23 protein-coding genes, 1 tRNA gene and 1 riboswitch are annotated in these 18726 nt (G+C 50.8%); of the genes, 22 read left to right on the top strand and 2 right to left on the bottom strand.

The annotated features are described in order from the left end of the window. The first annotated feature begins 37 nt into the window (after window positions 1-37). The 5 genes from JL719_RS18990 to JL719_RS24165 all read left to right on the top strand — a co-directional run bounded on the left by JL719_RS18990 (window position 38) and on the right by JL719_RS24165 (window position 4177). Window positions 38-232: a hypothetical protein gene (locus tag JL719_RS18990; RefSeq protein ID WP_033158419.1), complete on the top strand. Its 195-nt coding sequence runs from the start codon at window positions 38-40 to the stop codon at window positions 230-232. A gap of 208 nt (window positions 233-440) precedes the next feature. After that, the gene (locus JL719_RS18985; RefSeq protein WP_033158420.1) at window positions 441-743 is read left to right on the top strand and encodes a type II toxin-antitoxin system Phd/YefM family antitoxin; all 303 of its coding nucleotides are present in this window, start codon (window positions 441-443) and stop codon (window positions 741-743) included. A gap of 3 nt (window positions 744-746) precedes the next feature. Then, a complete protein-coding gene (locus tag JL719_RS18980) occupies window positions 747-1103 on the top strand; it encodes a type II toxin-antitoxin system RelE/ParE family toxin (protein ID WP_033158421.1) in 357 nt (118 codons plus the stop codon). 12 nt (window positions 1104-1115) lie between these two features. Further along, entirely contained in the window at window positions 1116-2483 is a 1368-nt protein-coding gene (gene radA / locus JL719_RS18975; protein WP_033158422.1) for a DNA repair protein RadA, read from the top strand. 41 nt (window positions 2484-2524) lie between these two features. Then, complete coding sequence (locus tag JL719_RS24165; protein ID WP_051670308.1) at window positions 2525-4177, top strand: tetratricopeptide repeat-containing sulfotransferase family protein; 1653 nt, start codon at window positions 2525-2527, stop codon at window positions 4175-4177. Window positions 4178-4372: 195 nt separating this feature from the next. Here JL719_RS24165 and JL719_RS18965 read toward each other — a convergent pair whose 3' ends face one another. Next, a complete protein-coding gene (locus JL719_RS18965) occupies window positions 4373-5140 on the bottom strand; it encodes a hypothetical protein (protein WP_033158423.1) in 768 nt (255 codons plus the stop codon). Between the two features lie 99 nt (window positions 5141-5239). Beyond that, window positions 5240-6352 carry a hypothetical protein gene (locus JL719_RS24160; protein WP_033158424.1) on the bottom strand — a complete coding sequence of 371 codons (1113 nt, stop codon included), beginning with the start codon at window positions 6350-6352 and terminating at the stop codon, window positions 5240-5242. Window positions 6353-6452: 100 nt separating this feature from the next. After that, a riboswitch (cyclic di-GMP riboswitch) is annotated at window positions 6453-6537 on the bottom strand. 377 nt (window positions 6538-6914) lie between these two features. Between JL719_RS24160 and JL719_RS18955 the strand changes: the two genes are divergently transcribed. The 17 genes from JL719_RS18955 to JL719_RS18875 all read left to right on the top strand — a co-directional run bounded on the left by JL719_RS18955 (window position 6915) and on the right by JL719_RS18875 (window position 18705). Further along, window positions 6915-7190, top strand: coding sequence for a hypothetical protein (locus JL719_RS18955; RefSeq protein ID WP_020483075.1), 276 nt, complete (start codon window positions 6915-6917; stop codon window positions 7188-7190). A 269-nt stretch (window positions 7191-7459) separates the two neighbouring features. Further along, entirely contained in the window at window positions 7460-8833 is a 1374-nt protein-coding gene (locus JL719_RS18950) for an ATP-binding protein (RefSeq protein ID WP_033158427.1), read from the top strand. Beyond that, entirely contained in the window at window positions 8811-9359 is a 549-nt protein-coding gene (locus tag JL719_RS18945; RefSeq protein ID WP_026603562.1) for a response regulator transcription factor, read from the top strand. Before JL719_RS18950 ends, JL719_RS18945 begins: the two co-directional genes overlap by 23 nt. A 101-nt stretch (window positions 9360-9460) precedes the next feature. After that, a tRNA-Lys gene (locus tag JL719_RS18940) sits at window positions 9461-9536 on the top strand. A 122-nt stretch (window positions 9537-9658) separates the two neighbouring features. Further along, the gene (locus tag JL719_RS18935) at window positions 9659-10051 is read left to right on the top strand and encodes a hypothetical protein (protein WP_129871435.1); all 393 of its coding nucleotides are present in this window, start codon (window positions 9659-9661) and stop codon (window positions 10049-10051) included. Further along, window positions 10051-11304, top strand: a complete 1254-nt coding sequence (locus tag JL719_RS18930; RefSeq protein ID WP_033158429.1) for a tyrosine-type recombinase/integrase — start codon at window positions 10051-10053, stop codon at window positions 11302-11304. Before JL719_RS18935 ends, JL719_RS18930 begins: the two co-directional genes overlap by 1 nt. 121 nt (window positions 11305-11425) lie before the next feature. Further along, window positions 11426-11704, top strand: a complete 279-nt coding sequence (locus JL719_RS18925) for a type II toxin-antitoxin system RelE/ParE family toxin (protein WP_033158430.1) — start codon at window positions 11426-11428, stop codon at window positions 11702-11704. A 13-nt stretch (window positions 11705-11717) separates the two neighbouring features. Then, window positions 11718-12014: a HigA family addiction module antitoxin gene (locus JL719_RS18920; protein WP_033158431.1), complete on the top strand. Its 297-nt coding sequence runs from the start codon at window positions 11718-11720 to the stop codon at window positions 12012-12014. A 108-nt stretch (window positions 12015-12122) separates the two neighbouring features. Continuing rightward, entirely contained in the window at window positions 12123-13295 is a 1173-nt protein-coding gene (locus JL719_RS18915) for a hypothetical protein (protein ID WP_033158432.1), read from the top strand. A 102-nt stretch (window positions 13296-13397) separates the two neighbouring features. After that, the gene (locus JL719_RS18910; RefSeq protein WP_033158433.1) at window positions 13398-13616 is read left to right on the top strand and encodes a hypothetical protein; all 219 of its coding nucleotides are present in this window, start codon (window positions 13398-13400) and stop codon (window positions 13614-13616) included. 192 nt (window positions 13617-13808) lie between these two features. After that, window positions 13809-13991 (top strand): hypothetical protein, encoded by a 183-nt coding sequence (locus JL719_RS18905; protein WP_033158434.1) that lies wholly within the window; start codon window positions 13809-13811, stop codon window positions 13989-13991. A gap of 9 nt (window positions 13992-14000) precedes the next feature. After that, window positions 14001-14801 carry a helix-turn-helix domain-containing protein gene (locus tag JL719_RS18900; protein ID WP_051670310.1) on the top strand — a complete coding sequence of 267 codons (801 nt, stop codon included), beginning with the start codon at window positions 14001-14003 and terminating at the stop codon, window positions 14799-14801. Further along, window positions 14798-16642: a toprim domain-containing protein gene (locus tag JL719_RS18895; protein WP_033158435.1), complete on the top strand. Its 1845-nt coding sequence runs from the start codon at window positions 14798-14800 to the stop codon at window positions 16640-16642. The genes JL719_RS18900 and JL719_RS18895 overlap by 4 nt, the downstream gene beginning before the upstream one ends. Then, window positions 16642-16938, top strand: a complete 297-nt coding sequence (locus JL719_RS18890; RefSeq protein ID WP_033158436.1) for a hypothetical protein — start codon at window positions 16642-16644, stop codon at window positions 16936-16938. Before JL719_RS18895 ends, JL719_RS18890 begins: the two co-directional genes overlap by 1 nt. A gap of 44 nt (window positions 16939-16982) precedes the next feature. Further along, window positions 16983-17501 (top strand): hypothetical protein, encoded by a 519-nt coding sequence (locus JL719_RS18885; RefSeq protein WP_033158437.1) that lies wholly within the window; start codon window positions 16983-16985, stop codon window positions 17499-17501. Window positions 17502-17631: 130 nt separating this feature from the next. Continuing rightward, entirely contained in the window at window positions 17632-18183 is a 552-nt protein-coding gene (locus JL719_RS18880) for a hypothetical protein (protein ID WP_033158438.1), read from the top strand. After that, window positions 18184-18705, top strand: a complete 522-nt coding sequence (locus JL719_RS18875; RefSeq protein ID WP_033158439.1) for a hypothetical protein — start codon at window positions 18184-18186, stop codon at window positions 18703-18705. Window positions 18706-18726: the final 21 nt, after the last annotated feature.

Here is an 18726-nt window from a genome sequence, read left to right as displayed (position 1 = left end):
TGATCTTCCTTTCTGTATATCATCCGGCGGAGAAATAATGACCGGTAACGGCCAGACTGTTGCCATTGAATCAGATCGAGCCATAGTCCGCAACGGCTCGATAGAAACAGATTCAAAAAGCCCGGCCATTAATTCTACTTTGTCAGATTTAAGCAACGCCGTCATGCCCGCCTGGATGGCAAGCTTCGATCCGTCCGTGGTGTCTGGATTTCGGCTATCCCTGCCGAAATGACGAGCACTACCGAGAATCTGACAAGGCAGAATTAACCACTCGTAAGCTCCGGCACATAACCAATCACTACAGCGCCAAATGTGTGGTCAAGCTGGCGCGTCAAAGATAGGCAGCCGAAGATGAGATAAACCGGGAGGTATCGCTATGCAAATCAGCAAAAAGCTCATAATATTGAGCGAAATTTTGAGCAAACTATTCAGGAGTTGTTATGAGTATTGCCGTGGCCGATATAGTGCCGTTTTCCGAGGCCAGGACCCAGTTATCCGCTTTGGTGAGCGAGGTGCAAACCGGTAAGGAAAAAATCATTACCAAAAACGGTGAAGGCGTAGCCGCGTTGATCGGCGCGGAACGCTTAGATCACTACCATCGCCTGGAGCGTGCGCATATCCACTTACTGTTATTGCATGAAATCGAACGCGGATTGGCTGATCTCGATGCAGGGCGTCACCAGGATGCCCGCGAAGCGTTAAAGCAAATCAAGCAAGACCGGGCTAAATCCGTATCCACCTGACCCATGCAGGTACGTTTTACCGATAACTTTCTCGCCAATTTGCAAGACATAGAAGGCTATTGGCAAGTAAACAATTTTCCGCAGGCTTATGATCGGCTGCTTGATAGTTTGGAGGACTCCGTTATCCCTAATCTCGAGCGTTATCCGGAAATGGGTCGGTTATTTGCTCGCCATAACCCAGACTCGGTGGAAGCGCTGAGCGCGACCGGGCGAATTGCCGACCATTATCCGGCGGTCCGTGAATATGTTTTAGAGGACTATTTGCTGTTGTACTTACCGACTGACGCCGTATATCTGCTCGCCATCAAACACTACCAACAACTCAGCTATGATTTGGCTGGCTTGTGGCTAAATCGTTAAACCTTTATCGCTATGGCTAAAAAAACCAAATCCGCCTACGTCTGCACCGAGTGCGGCGCCGATTATCCCGGCTGGTCCGGGCAGTGCAATCAGTGCGGGGCGTGGAACAGCATCAAGGAGGTGCAGTTGGGTGGCGGCAAGACCGCTCGCGACAAATCCGGCTATGCCGGGGCGCGTAGCGAGGTGCGTTTGTTGTCCGAGGTCAATTTGGCGCAGGCCGAGCGGATTTCCAGCGGCCTGGCCGAGTTCGACCGGGTGCTGGGCGGCGGTATCGTCACCGGTAGCGTGGTGTTGATCGGCGGTGCGCCGGGGGCCGGCAAGAGCACGATTTTGCTGCAGGCCATCGCCCATATCGCCCGGCATTTACCGGTGTTGTACGTGTCCGGCGAGGAATCGTTGCAGCAGATCGCCGAGCGCGCCCACCGTCTGCAATTGAACACGGCCGGCATCAAGATGCTGGCGGAGACCTCGGTGCAGCAGATTTGCCAGGTCTTGGACGAGGAACAGCCCAAGGTGGTCATCATCGATTCGATTCAAGTCATGTACACCGCCGACTCCGATTCGGCGCCGGGCTCAGTATCGCAGGTGCGCGAATCCGCCAGCTATCTGACCCAATACGCCAAGCGCAGCGGTGTGTCGTTTTTCATGGTCGGCCACGTGACCAAGGACCAGTCTCTGGCCGGGCCGATGACCTTGAGCCATATCGTCGATGCTCAGGTGGTGTTGTCGTCCACCGACGATTCGCGCTTTAGAGTATTGCGCGCGGATAAAAACCGCTTCGGCAGCGTCGGCGAACTGGGATTTTTCGCGATGGAAAGCAGCGGCTTGAAGGAAGTGAAAAATCCGTCGGCAATGTTTTTGTCGCGCGCCGAAAAGCCGTCGCCGGGCAGCGTGGTGACGGTGCTGTGGGAAGGCACCCGGCCGTTGCTGGTGGAAATTCAGGCCTTGGTCACCGAAAGCCAGTACGGCAATCCGCGCCGCTTGGCGGTGGGTTTGGATCAAAACCGGCTGGCAATGCTGTTGGCGGTGCTGTCGCGCCACGGCGGCATCTTCACCGGCAACGACGAGATTTACGCCAACGTGGTCGGCGGCATCAAGGTCAGCGAAACCAGCACCGATTTGGCGATTCTGGTCGGGGTGGTGTCCAGCTTACGAGATCGGATCATTCCCTACGACACGGTGTTTTTCGGCGAGGTGGGCTTGAACGGCGAGATACGCCCGGTCGCCAACGGCCATGCTCGGCTCAACGAGGCGGCCAAGCATGGTTTCAAAAAGGCGATTATTCCTAAGAGCAACAAACCCAAGGATCCGGTGAAAAACTTGCAAATCCATGCAGTCAGTAACATTCAAGAAGCGCTGGCCGTGCTGGCGGATTTATAATTGCTGCCCATAATCAATGCCAAACTTCGTCAGGGAACGATATGAAAAATACAGCAGCCGTCAACGGTAAATTTGGCCGTAACGATCCGTGCCCATGCGGCAGCGGCAAGAAATACAAAGCCTGTTGTTTAAAGCAAGCCGAGGCGGCGGCGAGGCCGGTTCAACCCAGTGTGGACGACGCCTTAAAACAAGCCTGGCAAGCCGTGGCGCGGCGCGATATGGCGGGTACGTTGCATGGGTTTCGGCAAGTGTTAGCGATCCAACCCAATCATGCAGAAGCACTGGCCGGATTGGGACAGGCTTTGTGTTGGCAGCAGCAGCGCCGGGAAGGCTTAGCCTATCTACAGCAGGCCGCTCTTCAACTGGAAATCGACGCTCAGCAAACCTGCAATATCCGTTTTATGCTGGAACTGGCCGAGCAATTGCATCACTGGGGCGATCTGGATACCGCGCTGAAATTAACCGAATTGGCGGTCAAACTGGAACCTGAGAACCCTGCCGCGCTGAATAATCGCGCCCTGTATTTGACAAGGGTTAATCGATTCGAAGAGGCTTTGCCTTTTGCCAGCAAGGTTTGCGAGTTACGTCCGGATGATCCGGCCTGCAATAATATGCTGGCGGTGCTGGAAGCGCATTTAAACCGTTTGCCGGCAGCCAAGCAGCGCTTTCAGGCTGTGATAGCCGCCAATCGCAATATGCAGCAGACCGCACGCGCCTGGCAGGAGTTGGTTGGCGTGCTGGATAAATTGGAAGAATACGATGCATCGTTTGCGGCTTGCCAGCAAGCTAAGGCTTTGTATAAGCAATTACCTGAACTCAGCTCACTTGACGCCGGACAGGTATTTCGTGCGATTCAACGTAACAAGCAGGGCTTTGATCAGGCGTTACTGCATCGATGGGCTCTCAGCGACTTTGCCGATAACTTGCCGGCCCCGACGTTTCTGCTGGGCTTTTTGAGGTCCGGCACGACGTTGACCGAGCAAGTGCTGGCGGCGCATCCCGAGGTGTTTACCTCCGATGAAAATGATCTGATTCATGGTTTGATCCAAGAGCTGCAAAGGTTGAGCGGTGTGCGAGAAGACATCCCGGCCGCCCTCCGCCAGCTTGGTCTGGATGATGTCCGAAAGTTGCGCGCTTACTATTGGCGGCGGGTTAGCGAAGAATATGGCGCGGGTGCCTTGAATAAATGTTTTATCGATAAAGTAGCGCTGAACAGTATCGATATTGGCCTGATTAGCAGCCTATTTCCGGAGGCCAGGATTATCTTTGCGCTACGCGATCCGCGCGATGTGTGTTTGAGTTGCTTCCAGCAGGCGTTTAAGCCGTCTAGCGTGACAGTCAATCTACTGAGCTGGGAAGGTGTGGCCAAGCAATATGCGGCCGTAATGGATCTGTGGCTTTACATTAAACCGATGATGCAGCCGCGTTATATGGAATTGCGTTACGAGGACACGGTCAACGATTTCGAAACCAGTTTTCGCCGGGTGTTTACCTTATTGGATTTGGAATGGGTGGCCGAAGTTAGCGCGTTTCATGAGAAGGCTAAGGGCCGTTACATTGCCACGCCGAGTTTTGCCGCTGTCGCTCAGCCGATTTATTCGCGCTCGGTGGCGCGTTGGCAGCACTATGAAAAGTTTTACGAACCCGTATTACCGATTTTAGCGTCGTATATCGATGCGTTCGGTTACGAATGAAGCGAATGGGCAGGGTTGTTCAAGCTTTTTGATCAAGTAGACTACGATCAAACGGATGTAAAAATGGAGCTTCCGTGCCCCCGGTCATCCTTGACCGAAACCGATCCAATTTCTTGCTGATTAACCCGGCCCTTGATCACACTGGTAATTAAGGGCGCCGGGTTAAAAATCAGCTTTAAGTGACATAGATACGTCTCAGACGTTTTCTGTGGTTTTGCGTTTGCCGAAACCGACTAAGCCCGCCATCGCGCTACCGAACAGCCAAACCGCACCCGGCACGGGTACTGGTGATGCGGCGGCGGAGATGGTAGCGGTATAGGCCAGATTGGCGCCGCCTACCGTGCCGTCGTAACCACCCAAAATCAGTGTGTAAGTACCGGCAGTCAGGAAACGGGTCAGCGTCGCGCTGGCGGTGGTGCCTTGAGTGGCTGCGAAGGCCCAGGCGTTTGCGTCAACCAAAGCCAGCGTTGTGCCAAGTGGGCTGGCAGCCATGGGATTCAGAGCACCGTTGTTCAGGTATTCTTGATGACGACTGCTGCTACCCGCGGTATCCCAGCCGCTCCACAAACCAAAAGCCGGGCGCAGATTGGAGCCGTCCGACGATACGGTGATAGTCACTTCTGCGTCGGCATGCAGTTCAAACAAACCGTAATCGGCGGTATGCCCCCAGTTTGTCGCGCCGTCTTTATAAGCTTTGGCGCCCATGCCTATGCCGTGGCCGCTGGCGGTTTGCGAGTTGGCAACGCCGCCGTCATTGTGGATCATCGCTACCCAGGTGGCGGGCAAATTGCCAATATAGCCTGGATCGCCGGCCGACCATGGGCCTGCGGCAGAACCGTCTGGTAAGGGATCTCCGGAAGCTAAATTGTAGGTTACGTGAGCGCTAGCCATGCCGCTGATTGACATTAACGCGCCCATGGCGCCGGCTAATGCTAGTTTCTTAAAGGTTAAGTTTGCAGTCATTTTGGATCTCTATCGAATTAAATATATGAGCTAAAGCCTGTTGTTAAACAGCGCTTGGTGAGGGGATTGCCGTTGTTTGGCGGCAACCCCGCTGGGTAATTAAGCCGCTAGTGCTTGTTTGCGGCGGCCGAAACCGATCAAGCCGGCCATCGCGCTGCCGAACAGCCAGACTGCGCCTGGAACAGGCACTGCCGAAGTGGTAACCAGTACGTCGTAGGTTACGCCATCGAGCGCGCCGCCACCGTGCGCGCCGACCACCAAGGTATAAAAGCCATTGGTGTGCAGCCCGGGTGTGCCTGTGGCATTCCACTCGGCTTGGTCGAACACAAACGAGTAGAACAAGGTGTCGGAAGTGCTGCTCATGCTGGCTGTCCAGATAGCTTCGCCCAAGCTTGAGCCTTGCAGGCCCGTTTCGCCGATTGTGGCAGCTGCGTTACGGTCAGATGTGGAACTGCTGTCCACATTGCGATACAGGGCCACGTCCAATAAGCCGTTAAATTGGCTGTAATCGGCGTCGTTTTTCACGGTAATGGTGGTTTTGATATTGCCCGCGCTGGCGCAGTTAGCGCTTGCTGTGTTTGCGCCGCAGCTAATATGAATCAAGCCGTAGTCCAGTCCCAGGCCGGTTGATGCCGAATTGCCTGCTACCGCTAAGTAAGGATGGTCGCCATCAGCTGGCAGATCGGCCATGATGGTGCCCCAGGTGGCGGCGTTGGTGCCGCCGTTTTTGTCCGAGTAAGCTTTCCACAAGCTACCGATAGTATTGGTGCCGAAACTAGGGTTTGAGTTAATAAGATTTGCTGTCAGTGCGCCATCGTTGTCTGTAGCGCTGGAGCCCGTATGTAATTCGCGTTTGGTGAAACCTGTAGCTGTTGTATGCTGACCTGAATACCACATATAGGGCAGGTTGCCTGCTACTTCTGTGGCTGTCTCAGCCGCGGTACCTGTGCCCGGAATTAAGGTGTTAGCGTTTAAGTCGCCGACCGTATAAACGTTGGTACCGTTAGCGACTCTATTGGTGCCGTTGGAGTTTGCAGATACACCGTCTGTGCCGTTGATGCTGTTGGCTATGCCGAAGCCGATAGCGGAGTTACCGGAGGCTACTGTGCCCGCGCCGGTCAGGTTGTAGTAAGAGTGCGCGAACGCTTGGCTGGAAACAGCCGCCAGGCCAGTTGTCAAAATAGCTGCTATAGCCGTTTTATGAAAGATCATGATCGTCCTCTTTTGTTATTGGAATTAAAGGTAACAGCGAAACTGACAAAACTTGACCAACAGCAGCGAGCCAAACTTTGCCCTCGCCCATGGCGCGCATGGGGGCAATCCGGCCTTCTTTAAATCGTTTTTTAAGAACCGTGATTTTCCGGCCCCGCCTCACGACGGGTGTGGCAATGCTTGCTTTCAGAGATTTACTCATTCCGCCGGCGGCAGACATGGCAGGGATAGAGACCTACTAACCGCCTTTCGGAAAGCAAACCACGAAGCAAGTACACTAGTTACAGCGAATAGTGGGCCAACTTAATAAAATATATAAATATCATTGTATTGCTGCTTATTTTTCCTGGGATGGCATGAGTGAGCTGCGGGCGAAATTCAGCGAAATAGCTCATACGCTTATTTTAAATAACACAGTTCAATTGCTGGGAAATAATCCCCGCTTGGTGGTGAAGTTTGTTTTGGTGGATTTGATCAGGAATTTCTTTCTTTTCTAGTCGTTTATTGTTAGGTTGTTGCGCCGCTCATTGGGTTGGCACGAGATTTTTCAGTGGAGAGATGTATGCAAAAAACCGATAAAACCCCGCTGTGGGTGTTCCTGGCCCTGTCCAGTATAGAAACCCGCAAAGGCGCGTTACTGTTGATCTGGAGTAGTATTGTTTTTACTCTTTACTGTGTGCCTTGGCCGCTCTATTTCGATGGCAATGGCTGGGTTGCCAAATTATTTTTGATCGACGATTGGGAATGGTTTGCGATGATGCTGCCTATGACGTTTTGGTACTGGCTGAGCATGAGATGGGTGGATAAAAACGGCGGCTGGCGTTTGGCTGGTGCGTGATATGCCGCACTATTTTTTGGGAGGGCATGATTTGTCAGATCGTGACGCTTGTTCCTAAAAGATCAGCTCGTAGATTATCTTTCGATCTTGTAAGCGGCGAGCTTGATTCCGTATTTGCTCTGGCACCTAGTGGTTGGAGTGAAGGTTGCTATCAAAAGTCGATTAAATACTTGGGTGGCCGCCTTCCAGGTTTGGTCGGCTTTCCACCTTCTTAAGCAAGCGGCGGTAGTATCTAGCGGCGATGCTTTCTTCAATTTAGTGTTGTTTCTATGCTTTCACACATTCTGCCTAAAGCCGAAATATCCATTCGCGAAAACCTGCGTTGGTTATACATTCTTAGAAATTTGATGCTGTTTGCCGTTACGGTGGCGGTGTTTATTGCGGTAAACGGCCTGGGTATTAATTTGCCGCAAAACCAGCTGTGGCTGGCGATTTTTGCGATTTCCATACTTAATCTTTACACCTGGCTACGGCTGAGGACGCCGGAAGAAGTTACCGAGCACGAGATTTTTTCGCAAATATGCATGGATGTACTGGCGTTGGCCTATTTACTTTATTTGACCGGCGGCGCGTCAAACCCGATCATTTGGGTGTTTCTGCTGCCTTTGATTGTAACTGCCATCATGCTGCCGCAGGCTTATGCCTGGAATATGGTGATTATTACATCCTGTGTTTATACAGTGCTGATTGCCTACAACGTACCCTTGCCGGCTGTCGAGCCGCACATGGCCCATCCGGCGATGACGGAGATGACGCCGGAAATGAGCCTGCAAATGCATTTGATGAACGACCGGCGTTATTTCAATCTGCATGTATTCGGTATGTGGTTTGGTTTTGTGTTTAGCGCCGGCTTAGTCGCTTTTTTTGTGGTCGAACTGTCCAAGACCTTGAAAGAGCGGGAGCGCAATTTGGCGGATGCCCGCGAGAGTGCGCTACGCGACGAGCGCGTGGTGTCCCTAGGCACCTTGGCGGCCAGCGCCGCGCATGATATGGGTACGCCGCTGGGCACGATCGCCATTTTGACGCATGAGATGGCGGAAGAGCTGTCGGCGCATCGCTATCCGGATCTGCATCAGAAACTGATGATTGTGCAGCAGCAGATTGATCGCTGCAAACAAGCTTTGTCGGTGATGTCGGCCTCCGCCGGCGAGATGCGGGCGGAATCCGGCAAGGTGATGCTGGTGAGCGAATATATCGATGAAGTATTAGGCCAGTGGCGCACGCATAAAGCCGCTACCCGGCTCAAGCTATTTATTTCGCCGAATGTGGATATGGAAGCGCGTGTGATTGCGGAACGTACGGTGACTCACTCCATCATTAATATCCTAAATAACGCTGCCGAGGCATCGCCGGTCGATGCGGGCATTGAGTTTCATGTGGAATGGGATGAAGCAACGCTAAACTTGAAAATCCGGGATTTCGGTCCAGGCTTGCCGGCTGAATTTATCGAGTTTGCCGGGCACCAACCGGTCAAGAGCAATAAGCAAGGTATGGGAGTTGGCTTGTTTTTGACTTATACCACTATCAAGCGACTCGGCGGTAAAATACAGTTCAGTAATTTAGAGTCGGGCGGTGCTTGCGTTGAAATCAGTTTGCCGCTTTTAGCTAAGGAGAGTATGCATGAACCAATTACCTATGGATAAGCCCAATTTATTGCTGGTCGATGATGACGTCACCTTTTGTTCGGTGTTGAAGCCGGCGTTGGAAAAGCGCAATTTTCAAGTGACTGTCGCCAATGATGTTGATACGGCGATGAAACTGGCGGAACAAACCGAGCCTGAATACGCGGTAATCGACTTGCGGATCGGTTTTGACTCCGGTTTGGAAATGGTCAAGAAATTGATTTCTTTAGATGACAATACCCAAATCGTCATGCTGACCGGTTTCGCCAGTATCGCCACCGCTGTGGAGGCTATCAAATTGGGCGCGATTCATTATCTGACCAAGCCGGCCAACGCTGATGAGATTGTCAGTGCTTTGTACAAGAACGAAGGCGATGCCTCGGTAGCCATCAGTGACAATCCGCTATCGGTAAAGCGCTTGGAGTGGGAGCACTTGCAAAAGGTGCTGATGCAGCACGACGGTAACATCTCAGCCGCCGCCAGAGCATTGAATATGCACAGAAGGACCTTGCAAAGAAAGCTGGAAAAACGGCCGGTAAAAGAGTAGGCGACCAGCACTATTTAGGAAGTGAAGATATTATTTCGTATTTATTACAACTAATCGTTGCAAAACTAATATTTCTGAGTATAATGGGCGGCTCATTCAGGGGGTCGTTAGCTCAGCCGGTAGAGCACCGCACTTTTAATGCGATGGTCGTGCGTTCGAATCGCACACGACCCACCACTGAATACTTTAAGCTAATCAATAGCTTATCAACTGGATTGCCGTCGAGTTGAAGCAACATAACCGCAGTAAGGCGCAAATTTAGGCGCACTCTGCATTATTTGCTCCAATGAGGTGGCGTAATGAACCAGCAAAATCTATCCCTTAAAAGCTCACAAAACGATGTTTTGTCCGAGCAATCTTTTCAAGAACCTCAAAACTCGCAAGAAACGCTCACAGATTTTCACGTCGAATATTTTTGCGTGTCCGATCCCGAGAGCAAGTATCACAGCCCGTTATTTGCCACCAAGGCGCAAAACGATGTTGTCTTACTACATATCCGCCAAACCTTTCCGAACGCCCACGGCGAACACCGAAAATCCTATTTCCGATCTGAACAAGATGCTGGCCGACAAGAATTATTGTCTGAAATCATGGGTGCCGGCCCGGAATATGACCAGCTGCTTGAGCTGCTAAGGCAACGGTTTGCGCCTGATGTCGCTATCCAAACTAATCAAATCGGCGAGGGCGTGTAATGGCATACATCCGACCTTTAGCCAACGGCAACTTCCGCGCCGATGTCCGCCTGAAAGGCATTGTCAAAAACAAAACCTTCCCAACGGAAAGCCTCGCACAAGCTTGGGCCGATAACATCGAGAACGGCATCAAGACTATTTTGAACCTGGATCAGGCGCAATTGATAGCCCTTTCAGAGGATGAAATTTGCGCCTTGGGGGGCGAGGATCTTTTCAAGCAGTTGGGTATCGATCTGTTTGCAATCCACCATCAGGCCAAACTGGAAGCGATTAACGCCCTATCCAAAAAAGAACTGTTACAGCTTTCCGTGCAAGAAATCGAGCGCATGGGTGGCGCCGAACTATTCATCAAAGCAGGCAAACGCATCCGCTACAAAACTTTTCGCGACGTCTGCGACGAATACCTGTCTCGCTGGGGTAAGAAGGACTATCAAGGCCAGATGCAGCGGGTTGATTACTGGTGCCAGTTTTTCGGTGACCGCATCATGACCGACATCGATATTTTCGACATTCGCGAACACATCGACGACTTGATCGACGAGGGTCAACGCGCCACGACCATCAATCGCAAGAAGGCGGTCTTGTCCAGCGTCTACAAATTTGCCCTGAGTCGCGGCTATGTCGATGAAAACCTAGTTCGGAGCGTGGTGGTCGATGATGACACTAAGCGCCGGGACCGGGTATTAAGCGAGGCCGAACGCAAACGACTACTGAAAGCCTGCCGGGAATCGCATTGGGATAAGCTGTATTTGTTGGTTGTGATGGCAATGACTACCGGTGCCCGTAAAGGTGAGCTGATGAACTTGCGCTGGAGTGATGTTAACTTCAAGGACAGCAGTGCCTTTCTGGGTGACACCAAGAACGGTACCAGTCGGGAGCTGTATTTAGCGCCGGTCGTCATGACCGAGCTGAAACGCCATCAGGAAGTCGGCACCGGTTTGATCTTCCCATCGGTTGAACTTCCCGAACAACCGATGGATTTTCGCAAGGCGTGGCGAAACGTATTGAAAGCCGCCAATATCGCTGACCGGGACATCCTGAACCCGGATGGCAGTGTCAAACTGGAGAAATTTACCTTCCATTGCCTACGGCATGGCTTCTGCTCGGCGCTGTCCGACTCCGGCAAGGAGATCAATCAAATCGCCAAACTGGCCGGCCACAAGAGTATTCAAACCACCATGCGCTATATACATCAGGGACGCGACCAAAAGCGGCAGATCGTCAACGAACTGGCTCAGGCCTTTAACTTGTAGATCCGTTGAGCCAACCTTACCCGGTCGGGGACAGGCGGCGCTATTGGCTGCTGGGTTGGCTTACTTCCTATATTTTTGGGTCTTTTATTGTAAAGCGTAAAGCGTCGAGATACACTTAATCATGATCAAAAGTTTCCGCCATAAAGGTATTCAGCAATTTTTTGAAGCCGGATCCAAATCGGGCATCAATGCCGAACATGCCCTGAAGTTGTCCAGGCAATTACTATTGCTCAACGCCGCCAAAACGCCGCAAGAAATGGATGTCGCCGGCTGGAAGCTCCATCCGCTAAAAGGCGACTTGGTTGAGCATTGGACCGTCAAAGTCAGCGGAAACTGGCGCCTTACCTTCATGTTCGAAGGTGAAGACGTCGTATTGGTCGATTATCAAGATTATCACTGACAGGTAAATACCCATGACTATGTTCAATCCCCCACACCCCGGCAGCATTTTGAAAGAGGACGTGTTACCCGAGCTGGGTATCGGCGTCACCGAAGCCGCTGCTCAGCTTGGCGTCTCCCGTGTCGCATTATCGCGCGTCGTCAATGGCCGGGCGGCGATCAGCGCCGATATGGCAATTCGCCTCGAAGCCTGGCTGAACGGCCCGACCGCCGATACCTGGGTGCGTATGCAAGCCGAATACGACTTATGGCAGGCCCGGCAGAAACCCAAGCCCAACGTCACACCGATTGGTCGGCCACGCGCGGCATAAACGATTATCCGAATTAACCAGCCTATCCCGACGGGGAGAAAAGCGGCGTCATTAACCGCCTGGCTGGTTATCCATTTTTAATGATTTGCACTTAATGGGGTGGTTGTAGTGGAAAAATTAAAGTCATCAAAATTATTTAAACTAAAAAAATTTCTGACCTTGCCAGAAGCCGCTCAACGCCTTAGCGTTAGTTTAGGTGAAGAGGTTAAAGAAACAGATATTCTGAAATTTGCATTAGATGGTCATTTGATTTTATCCGTTAACTTTGTGAATGTAGCCACTGCTGTGCAGGGACATTTTGGGGATGATCGAGATAGGATTTACGGTTTTCTTGCGAGGGAAATACAAAAGCTTGATATGGAGATATGTCCGCTGCCGGATTCTTCAGAATCTGAAAAAAGTGAAACATTAGAAAGAATAAAAGATCTACTTGATGAATCTAAAAACCCTCCTTTTCGTCATGATACTCTTCTTACTCAAAATGACACTTATTATGAATTTGATGACAAGGTTGTAATGCTACCAGGCATATATGATTTACCAATGATCGATGGGGAAAGGGTAGATATAGATCGCAGGTATCAAAAGCTTGAAAACGGAATTGACGTAACTCTACCGCCTTGTGATGGCGTTTTTGTCAAAGATGATGAAGGATTTCTATTTAAGCTTGTTGATATTGTTGATAAAACTAGCCTTACTCCCTATCCAGATGATTACATAATAAATATCCAAAAAAGTATTAGTGAAAGTAATCGTAAAGTTAAAGAAAACGCAGAAATGCTTGGTGATAATCCATCAAGAAATGACCTGATGGACATTGAAAAACTTTTTAAGGATCATGTTTATGTGCTTGGGAATGCAAAACATATGATTGATGGAATTTTAAAAAGAAATGAAATATCAGAAAGGCTTGAGTCAATGCCTATATTGCCAGTATATAAACTGGCTAGCACCTTACCAAAGGATAGCGAGTTACTTGTTCGTACTCAAGCCTTGCTCGAATTTGAAAATATTCTTAATGAAGACATAACAAAAAATAACAACGTTATCTCAGAAACTGAACGTAACAACCTGCTAAAACAAGTCGCAGGAATAGCCTTAGTATTAGCGGAAAAAAATAGTCGTTATAAAAAAGGTGATTCAGTGAGTGCAAACGCCGTTGCTGAATCAGTTATTGAAATAATTGATTTGCTTCCAAATGCAAACAAATATGGGCTAGGTAAAACAAATATTAGAGAAAGTATTAGCAAAGGAATCAAGCTCATAACTGAATCTGAATAGTTTTTGCCGATTGGCAATTCAATTTGTCAATTGGCAAAATAAGTCATCATCATCTTGTATTGTGGCCTCACCACTCCAAACAACCTGAAAAAAGGTGAGGCAATGCAAACACAACAATCAACAACGTCACTAGACGACATCATCCCTTATCAGGACGTCCCTGATAAATTCCCCCATTTATATTCCAAAAAAAGCTGGAACTGGGCGGTAAAGCAACGCCAGCATAACGGCCTGGCTAAAGCATTTCGCAAAGTTAACAAAAAACTTTTTGTGATTATCCCTGTTTTGGCCGAGTGCATTAACGAACAAGTCGAAACCTGAACCGCATATTAAATGCGGTGCAATGCCTTGTGTTTTGAGGCTTGCATTTAATTAGGCGCAGAAAAAGGCGCAAATTCCCGGTATCAAAGTCTTCAACTCGACGGCAAATCAATAGAAGAAACACCGGAAATGCGCCCAACGTGCGATGTGGATTTATTCCGTCTTTTTGGGCGGTATTGTTGGGAGGTTACTGTGAGCGATCCAAAGAAAATCAAAGATATTTTACTTGAAAATGGTTTATTTCAAACGATTAGCGGTGATTATATTGCCGCCTCGATAATCGGTCGAATAATCCCGAATCGTAAACATGGCACTGCTGTTTGTAAAGATAAGAATGGCAACCGCATAGCAATTTTGCGTTGGCCGAAGGAATAAGGCAGCAAGATGAGTTTTGATGCCACCAAATGGGCATGGGCTCAAATTCGAGCCGGCAGTTTGCCGTTTCGAGCAAGGCTCGTATTGCTGACGCTAACTGACCGCTATAACGATGACTATAAACGGTGCAATCCAGGTATCGCCTGTCTCAGTAACGATACCGGCATGCACAGGGAAACTGTAATGGAGGCAATAAAGCAGCTTGAAGCGAGCAATATTATTTCTGTTACCCGAAAGTGCGGCGCCGGGTCATCGTACAAGTTTATTGGATTTAACTATAAAAACCAGTCGGATAATGCAGACCAGTCGATAGATACCGACAGGAAGCAGTCGGCAGATGCCGACCACTTGAGCCCTGAAAACCAGTCGACAAATATCGACCAGTCGGTAAACGCCGACCCAAACCAGTCGACAATTACCGACCCCAACCAGTCGGTAAACACCGACACTAACCAGGAAATAGAACCAGTAAATAAAACCATTAAGCGCAAAGACAAAAAATCTTCATCAGCGCCAAATGCGTTTTCAGAGTTTTATTCGGCATATCCGAGAAAGAAGAGTCGCCAGAAGGCTGAATCTGCCTGGAAGAAGATCAACCCAGACGAAATGCTGTTGGCGGAAATTATGTCCGGCCTGGATCTAGCGAAAAAATCGCGGGATTGGTTGAAAGATGACGGCCAGTACATCCCCTATCCAGCAACTTGGCTAAATGGTCGTTGTTGGGAAGACGAAATCAATTCGTCGCCATCGGCAACTGATGCCAGCGGACCAACCACAAACTGCTTCCTTGGCATCGCGGGGATGATATGAGGCCAAACGAGATAGCGGACTTGTTATCCCGTAGCGCCGGGGAAGTTGCTAAACACCTGCTGCCCAATGGCAAGTTGGATAGTCGGGAGTGGCGCTGCGGTTCAATCTCGGGAGAAGCCGGTAAAAGCCTTGGTGTTCGCCTCCACGGGGATAAAGCCGGCATCTGGTCTGATTTTGCAACGGGTCAAACCGGTGACTTGCTGGACTTATGGCGCGAGGTGCGCAATATCTCCATGCCGGAAGCTATGGCCCAAGCCGCAACTTGGTTGGGCTTAAATCCTGGCGCCAAGAAACCGACATTCGTTCGCCAGCAGAAGGCTTTCAAAAAACCGTCAATCAAGCCTGCTGAGGCTGTTGCCGGTTCGCCGGTATGGCAATACTTGACGCAAGAGCGAAAGCTTTCCGAAGCCACACTCAAGGCGTACCGCGTGGGCCAAACGCCAAAATCGGTATTGTTTCCCTGTTATAACCCAACTGGCGAACTGGTCATGACTAAATGGCGCCATGTCGCCGGCAAAAAATTCGGTGTGACCGAAGCCGACATGCGTCCGGCCTTGTTCGGTTGGCAGGCGATCCCGCCGGAAGCGCGATTCGTCGCCATCACCGAGGGTGAAATCGACGCCATGTCGCTGTTCGAATATCAAATACCGGCCTTGTCGGTACCGTTCGGCGGCGGCACCGGCGCAAAGCACGATTGGATCGAGCACGAATTCGACAACCTGGAACGGTGCGATGTCATCTACATCGCGATGGATAACGATGATGTGGGCCGACAAGCCGCAGCCGAGATTATCGACAGACTGGGGCGGCACCGGTGTCGAGTTGTCGAGTTGCCGCACAAGGATGCCAATGACTGCCTGCGGGCCGGTTTGTCGCTGGCCCAGATGCAAGAGTTGTTGAGCAAAGCTAAAACCCTCGACCCGTCAGAACTGCGCAACGCCGCCGAATATGTAGATGGCGTTATCGCGGCATTCAACCCCACTCAGACCGAAATCGGGTTCAGCACTCCTTGGGGTAAGTGCAAAACCCTCCAGTTCCGTCCGGGCGAACTCACGATTGTGGCGGGCGTGAACGGCCATGGTAAAAGCGAAGGGGTTGGACACATTACCCTCGACGCCATCGCTCAGGGCCGACGCGCCTGTGTCGCATCCATGGAGTTCAAACCTCAGCGGTGGCTGCAACGATTGGTCAGGCAAGCCTCCTGTGTTGAGCAACCCGCCGACCAGTACATCGGTAAAATCATGGAGTGGCTAGGCAATAGCCTGTGGGTTTTTGATATATCCAAAACAGCCAAGGGAGAGCGGATGCTGGAGGTGTTCGGCTACGCCCGCCAGCGCTACGGTATCAATTTATTCGTCATCGATAATATGTCAAAGCTCGACATCAATCCTGACGATTTCAACAGGCAGCGGGATTTTGTTGACAAATTGACTGACTTTGCTAAGGACCATGATGTTCACATTATCCTGGTCGCGCACTTGCGCAAAGGCGACAACGATGAAAAGCCCGGCGGCAAGTTCGATGTGTTAGGCGGCGGCTCTACTACCAATCTGGCCGATACTGTGCTCATTTGGTGGCGAAACCGAAAGAAAGAGGAAAAACTGAAACAGCCAAACCTTGACGATATTGAAGTCGCCCAAATCCAGAAAGAGCCAGACGCACTTTGCCTGTGCGAAAAGCAACGCAACGGCGAAGACGAGCCTCGAATTGCGCTCTGGTTCCACAAACCCTCTCACCAGTTCCTCGGCGCCCCCGGTATTGCACCGCGCAAGTACGTTCACTACTCGACCGCTGAACAACCCAACACCGACTTAGCTGGCATTGACGCGGAGGTGTTCTAGTGAGCGTCTTGCACTTCGTTACCAGCCTTCAGTCATCGGGATTCACTTTCGCCGCCCAAGGCGATTCGCTTGTGATCAATCCCGCGTCCCAGCTTTCCGGCGATGAGCGTGACTACATCCGGCAACACAAGCCGGAGATATTGGCCTGCATCGCCGGAAATTCACCTCGACAGTTAGTCGATGAATATCCTCAATCAATTGAAGTCTGGACGCCGCTCGGCAAAAGTTTTTTTGTCAAGGCTAACTCGGCGGAGCATGCCACCAACTTAGGGCGTTGGAACCCGGCTCCGGAATAAACGAGTTCAAAACCATTTTTTTAAAACCCAAAAGGGGAAAAACCATGAAAGAAGAAAAAACGCTAGATCGTGATGACTTGAATGTGGCGCAACGCTTTGTTTGCCACATTGGTCCTGTCATTTCTGCCTTGAAAGGCATTACGGAAGAATTGGAGCTCGACTTCGACGACGATGACTCAACGCTGAAAATTAACGAGTTCCAAAAATGGCTTGAGTCTGAAGTTGAAAGACATCAATCCATTCTAGACAGCGTGTCTCGTCCACACACCTATCAACCCGACGCCATTTCCGCCGCTGTCGCTAAGATTGAAAAGCTGAAAAACGAAATATTTTTACACGATTGGGCGTTGGAAAATTTAGCGAAAATACATGGCACAAACGTTGAACTGCTGATGCACAAGGGATTCTCCTTATTCGAAATCGAAGGGATTTTGCCGGACGAGGGTATTCAGTACACGCCCCATTTCGATGCGTTAAGGGTGTTAAAGCCCGAGCTTGAAAAAATCGAGAGGTTTATCGCCGCGACTCAAATGATCTCGGCGTGCCATCCGGCACCAAATTAGCCCGTTTCGTCCCTGTACCTGAGTCCGCCGAGTAGAAAATCCGGATTCGGAAAGTTCGCCGCTCCGCCTGTCTGGGCGGCGTTACTCTTATTACACCAAATCGCCATTGCATCAAAACAGGAAAAATTTCATGAAAACCAAAACCATCACGAAAACTGATTTCTTGGAGGCGGCTCACGCCAAGCAAACCATTCTGCCGGCCATACGCGAGCTAAAGAGAATAGGAAACCGTGAGATCTCCAACAACAGCTACACCGCCAAGGTAATTGGTAGAGCCGTTAGTTGTTTAGAGGCCCACATCAAAGATGCTGACCGAGTTTTTAAAAAAGCTGCTGATGATTTTGAGGCGGCCGGGGGAAATGAACTGCTTAAACGAGTGGCCGGTCGCACGTTGGCAATTCCAGGCGAAATCACCCTGCGTCAGCGCACGGCAGAGCTTTTGCGCCAAGCGCATGATTACCGAGTTGGCGAGCTGAAACATTCCGGCTTTAGCGAGAAACAGATAGCCACTATCGAGCCATATCCCGCAGAAGAATTGGCCGGCCATGCAGAAGCCGTCGAAGCACTGAAAATCGAGCAGAGCAAACTAAATCAATTCCTTGAAAGCGCGCCGGTTTATGAGATGCACCACCTTGCTGGCACCCAATTCGACGGCGGCTTGAATCAAGTCGAGGCCGCTTAAATGTTGCCCCCGTTCAATAAGCCGCAAGCACGGCAGCAGTTGGAAGCCACAATCGCCGCCTTGCGCGGGTTATCCGCCCAGGCCCTGGAATACGATAGGGACGCTGTGGAGCACTTTGCACAATCGTTGTGTTGGGCCGAAGCAATTCTGGATGAAGTCAACGGTGTTACCAAGCCGGTCAACGCCGCCGAAATCGCCATGATGGATCAAGGCTTGGTCGGGAGGGTTGCCTTACGGGCTTTCTCGCTCGGTGCTGAGATCGAACGCGAGCAACGCCTCGGTCAGTTGTTTATCAGCACCCACACAGAAAAAGTTACCGAGCTTATCCGGCAAGGTTACACCAGCGATGAGGCTGTAAGCCTGATGCCATTTCCGCAAGCCAATGTAGACGCCTTTTCCGCAAATATCGCCGACCTAGCTGCTGAGCGCGGAAAGTTGGAGGCGTTTTTGGCGTCACCCGGCTATGACGTGCGACTGCTCGTCGGCACAGAGTTCGAGCAAGCCGAGCCAGTTTCACATTAAACTCAAACAGATAGGGAATAA

Source organism: Methylomonas sp. LW13, assembly GCF_016865255.1.
Lineage (GTDB): Bacteria > Pseudomonadota > Gammaproteobacteria > Methylococcales > Methylomonadaceae > Methylomonas.
Note: the sequence above shows the minus strand (reverse complement) of the source record. Positions and strands in the feature narration are given on the sequence as shown.

Excerpts from the sequence above, each read along its gene's own strand:
- JL719_RS24165 (WP_051670308.1), top strand. The coding sequence starts at position 2,525 with ATGAAAAATACAGCAGCCGTCAACGGTAAATTTGGCCGTAACGATCCG.
- radA (WP_033158422.1), top strand. The coding sequence starts at position 1,116 with ATGGCTAAAAAAACCAAATCCGCCTACGTCTGCACCGAGTGCGGCGCC.
- JL719_RS18925 (WP_033158430.1), top strand. The coding sequence starts at position 11,426 with ATGATCAAAAGTTTCCGCCATAAAGGTATTCAGCAATTTTTTGAAGCC.
- JL719_RS18900 (WP_051670310.1), top strand. The coding sequence starts at position 14,001 with ATGAGTTTTGATGCCACCAAATGGGCATGGGCTCAAATTCGAGCCGGC.
- JL719_RS18875 (WP_033158439.1), top strand. The coding sequence starts at position 18,184 with ATGTTGCCCCCGTTCAATAAGCCGCAAGCACGGCAGCAGTTGGAAGCC.
- JL719_RS18930 (WP_033158429.1), top strand. The coding sequence starts at position 10,051 with ATGGCATACATCCGACCTTTAGCCAACGGCAACTTCCGCGCCGATGTC.
- JL719_RS18945 (WP_026603562.1), top strand. The coding sequence starts at position 8,811 with ATGAACCAATTACCTATGGATAAGCCCAATTTATTGCTGGTCGATGAT.
- JL719_RS18980 (WP_033158421.1), top strand. The coding sequence starts at position 747 with ATGCAGGTACGTTTTACCGATAACTTTCTCGCCAATTTGCAAGACATA.
- JL719_RS18895 (WP_033158435.1), top strand. The coding sequence starts at position 14,798 with ATGAGGCCAAACGAGATAGCGGACTTGTTATCCCGTAGCGCCGGGGAA.
- JL719_RS18885 (WP_033158437.1), top strand. The coding sequence starts at position 16,983 with ATGAAAGAAGAAAAAACGCTAGATCGTGATGACTTGAATGTGGCGCAA.
- JL719_RS18935 (WP_129871435.1), top strand. The coding sequence starts at position 9,659 with ATGAACCAGCAAAATCTATCCCTTAAAAGCTCACAAAACGATGTTTTG.
- JL719_RS18880 (WP_033158438.1), top strand. The coding sequence starts at position 17,632 with ATGAAAACCAAAACCATCACGAAAACTGATTTCTTGGAGGCGGCTCAC.
- JL719_RS18910 (WP_033158433.1), top strand. The coding sequence starts at position 13,398 with ATGCAAACACAACAATCAACAACGTCACTAGACGACATCATCCCTTAT.
- JL719_RS18990 (WP_033158419.1), top strand. The coding sequence starts at position 38 with ATGACCGGTAACGGCCAGACTGTTGCCATTGAATCAGATCGAGCCATA.
- JL719_RS18965 (WP_033158423.1), bottom strand. The coding sequence starts at position 5,140 with ATGACTGCAAACTTAACCTTTAAGAAACTAGCATTAGCCGGCGCCATG.
- JL719_RS18985 (WP_033158420.1), top strand. The coding sequence starts at position 441 with ATGAGTATTGCCGTGGCCGATATAGTGCCGTTTTCCGAGGCCAGGACC.
- JL719_RS18920 (WP_033158431.1), top strand. The coding sequence starts at position 11,718 with ATGACTATGTTCAATCCCCCACACCCCGGCAGCATTTTGAAAGAGGAC.
- JL719_RS18950 (WP_033158427.1), top strand. The coding sequence starts at position 7,460 with ATGCTTTCACACATTCTGCCTAAAGCCGAAATATCCATTCGCGAAAAC.
- JL719_RS24160 (WP_033158424.1), bottom strand. The coding sequence starts at position 6,352 with ATGATCTTTCATAAAACGGCTATAGCAGCTATTTTGACAACTGGCCTG.
- JL719_RS18955 (WP_020483075.1), top strand. The coding sequence starts at position 6,915 with ATGCAAAAAACCGATAAAACCCCGCTGTGGGTGTTCCTGGCCCTGTCC.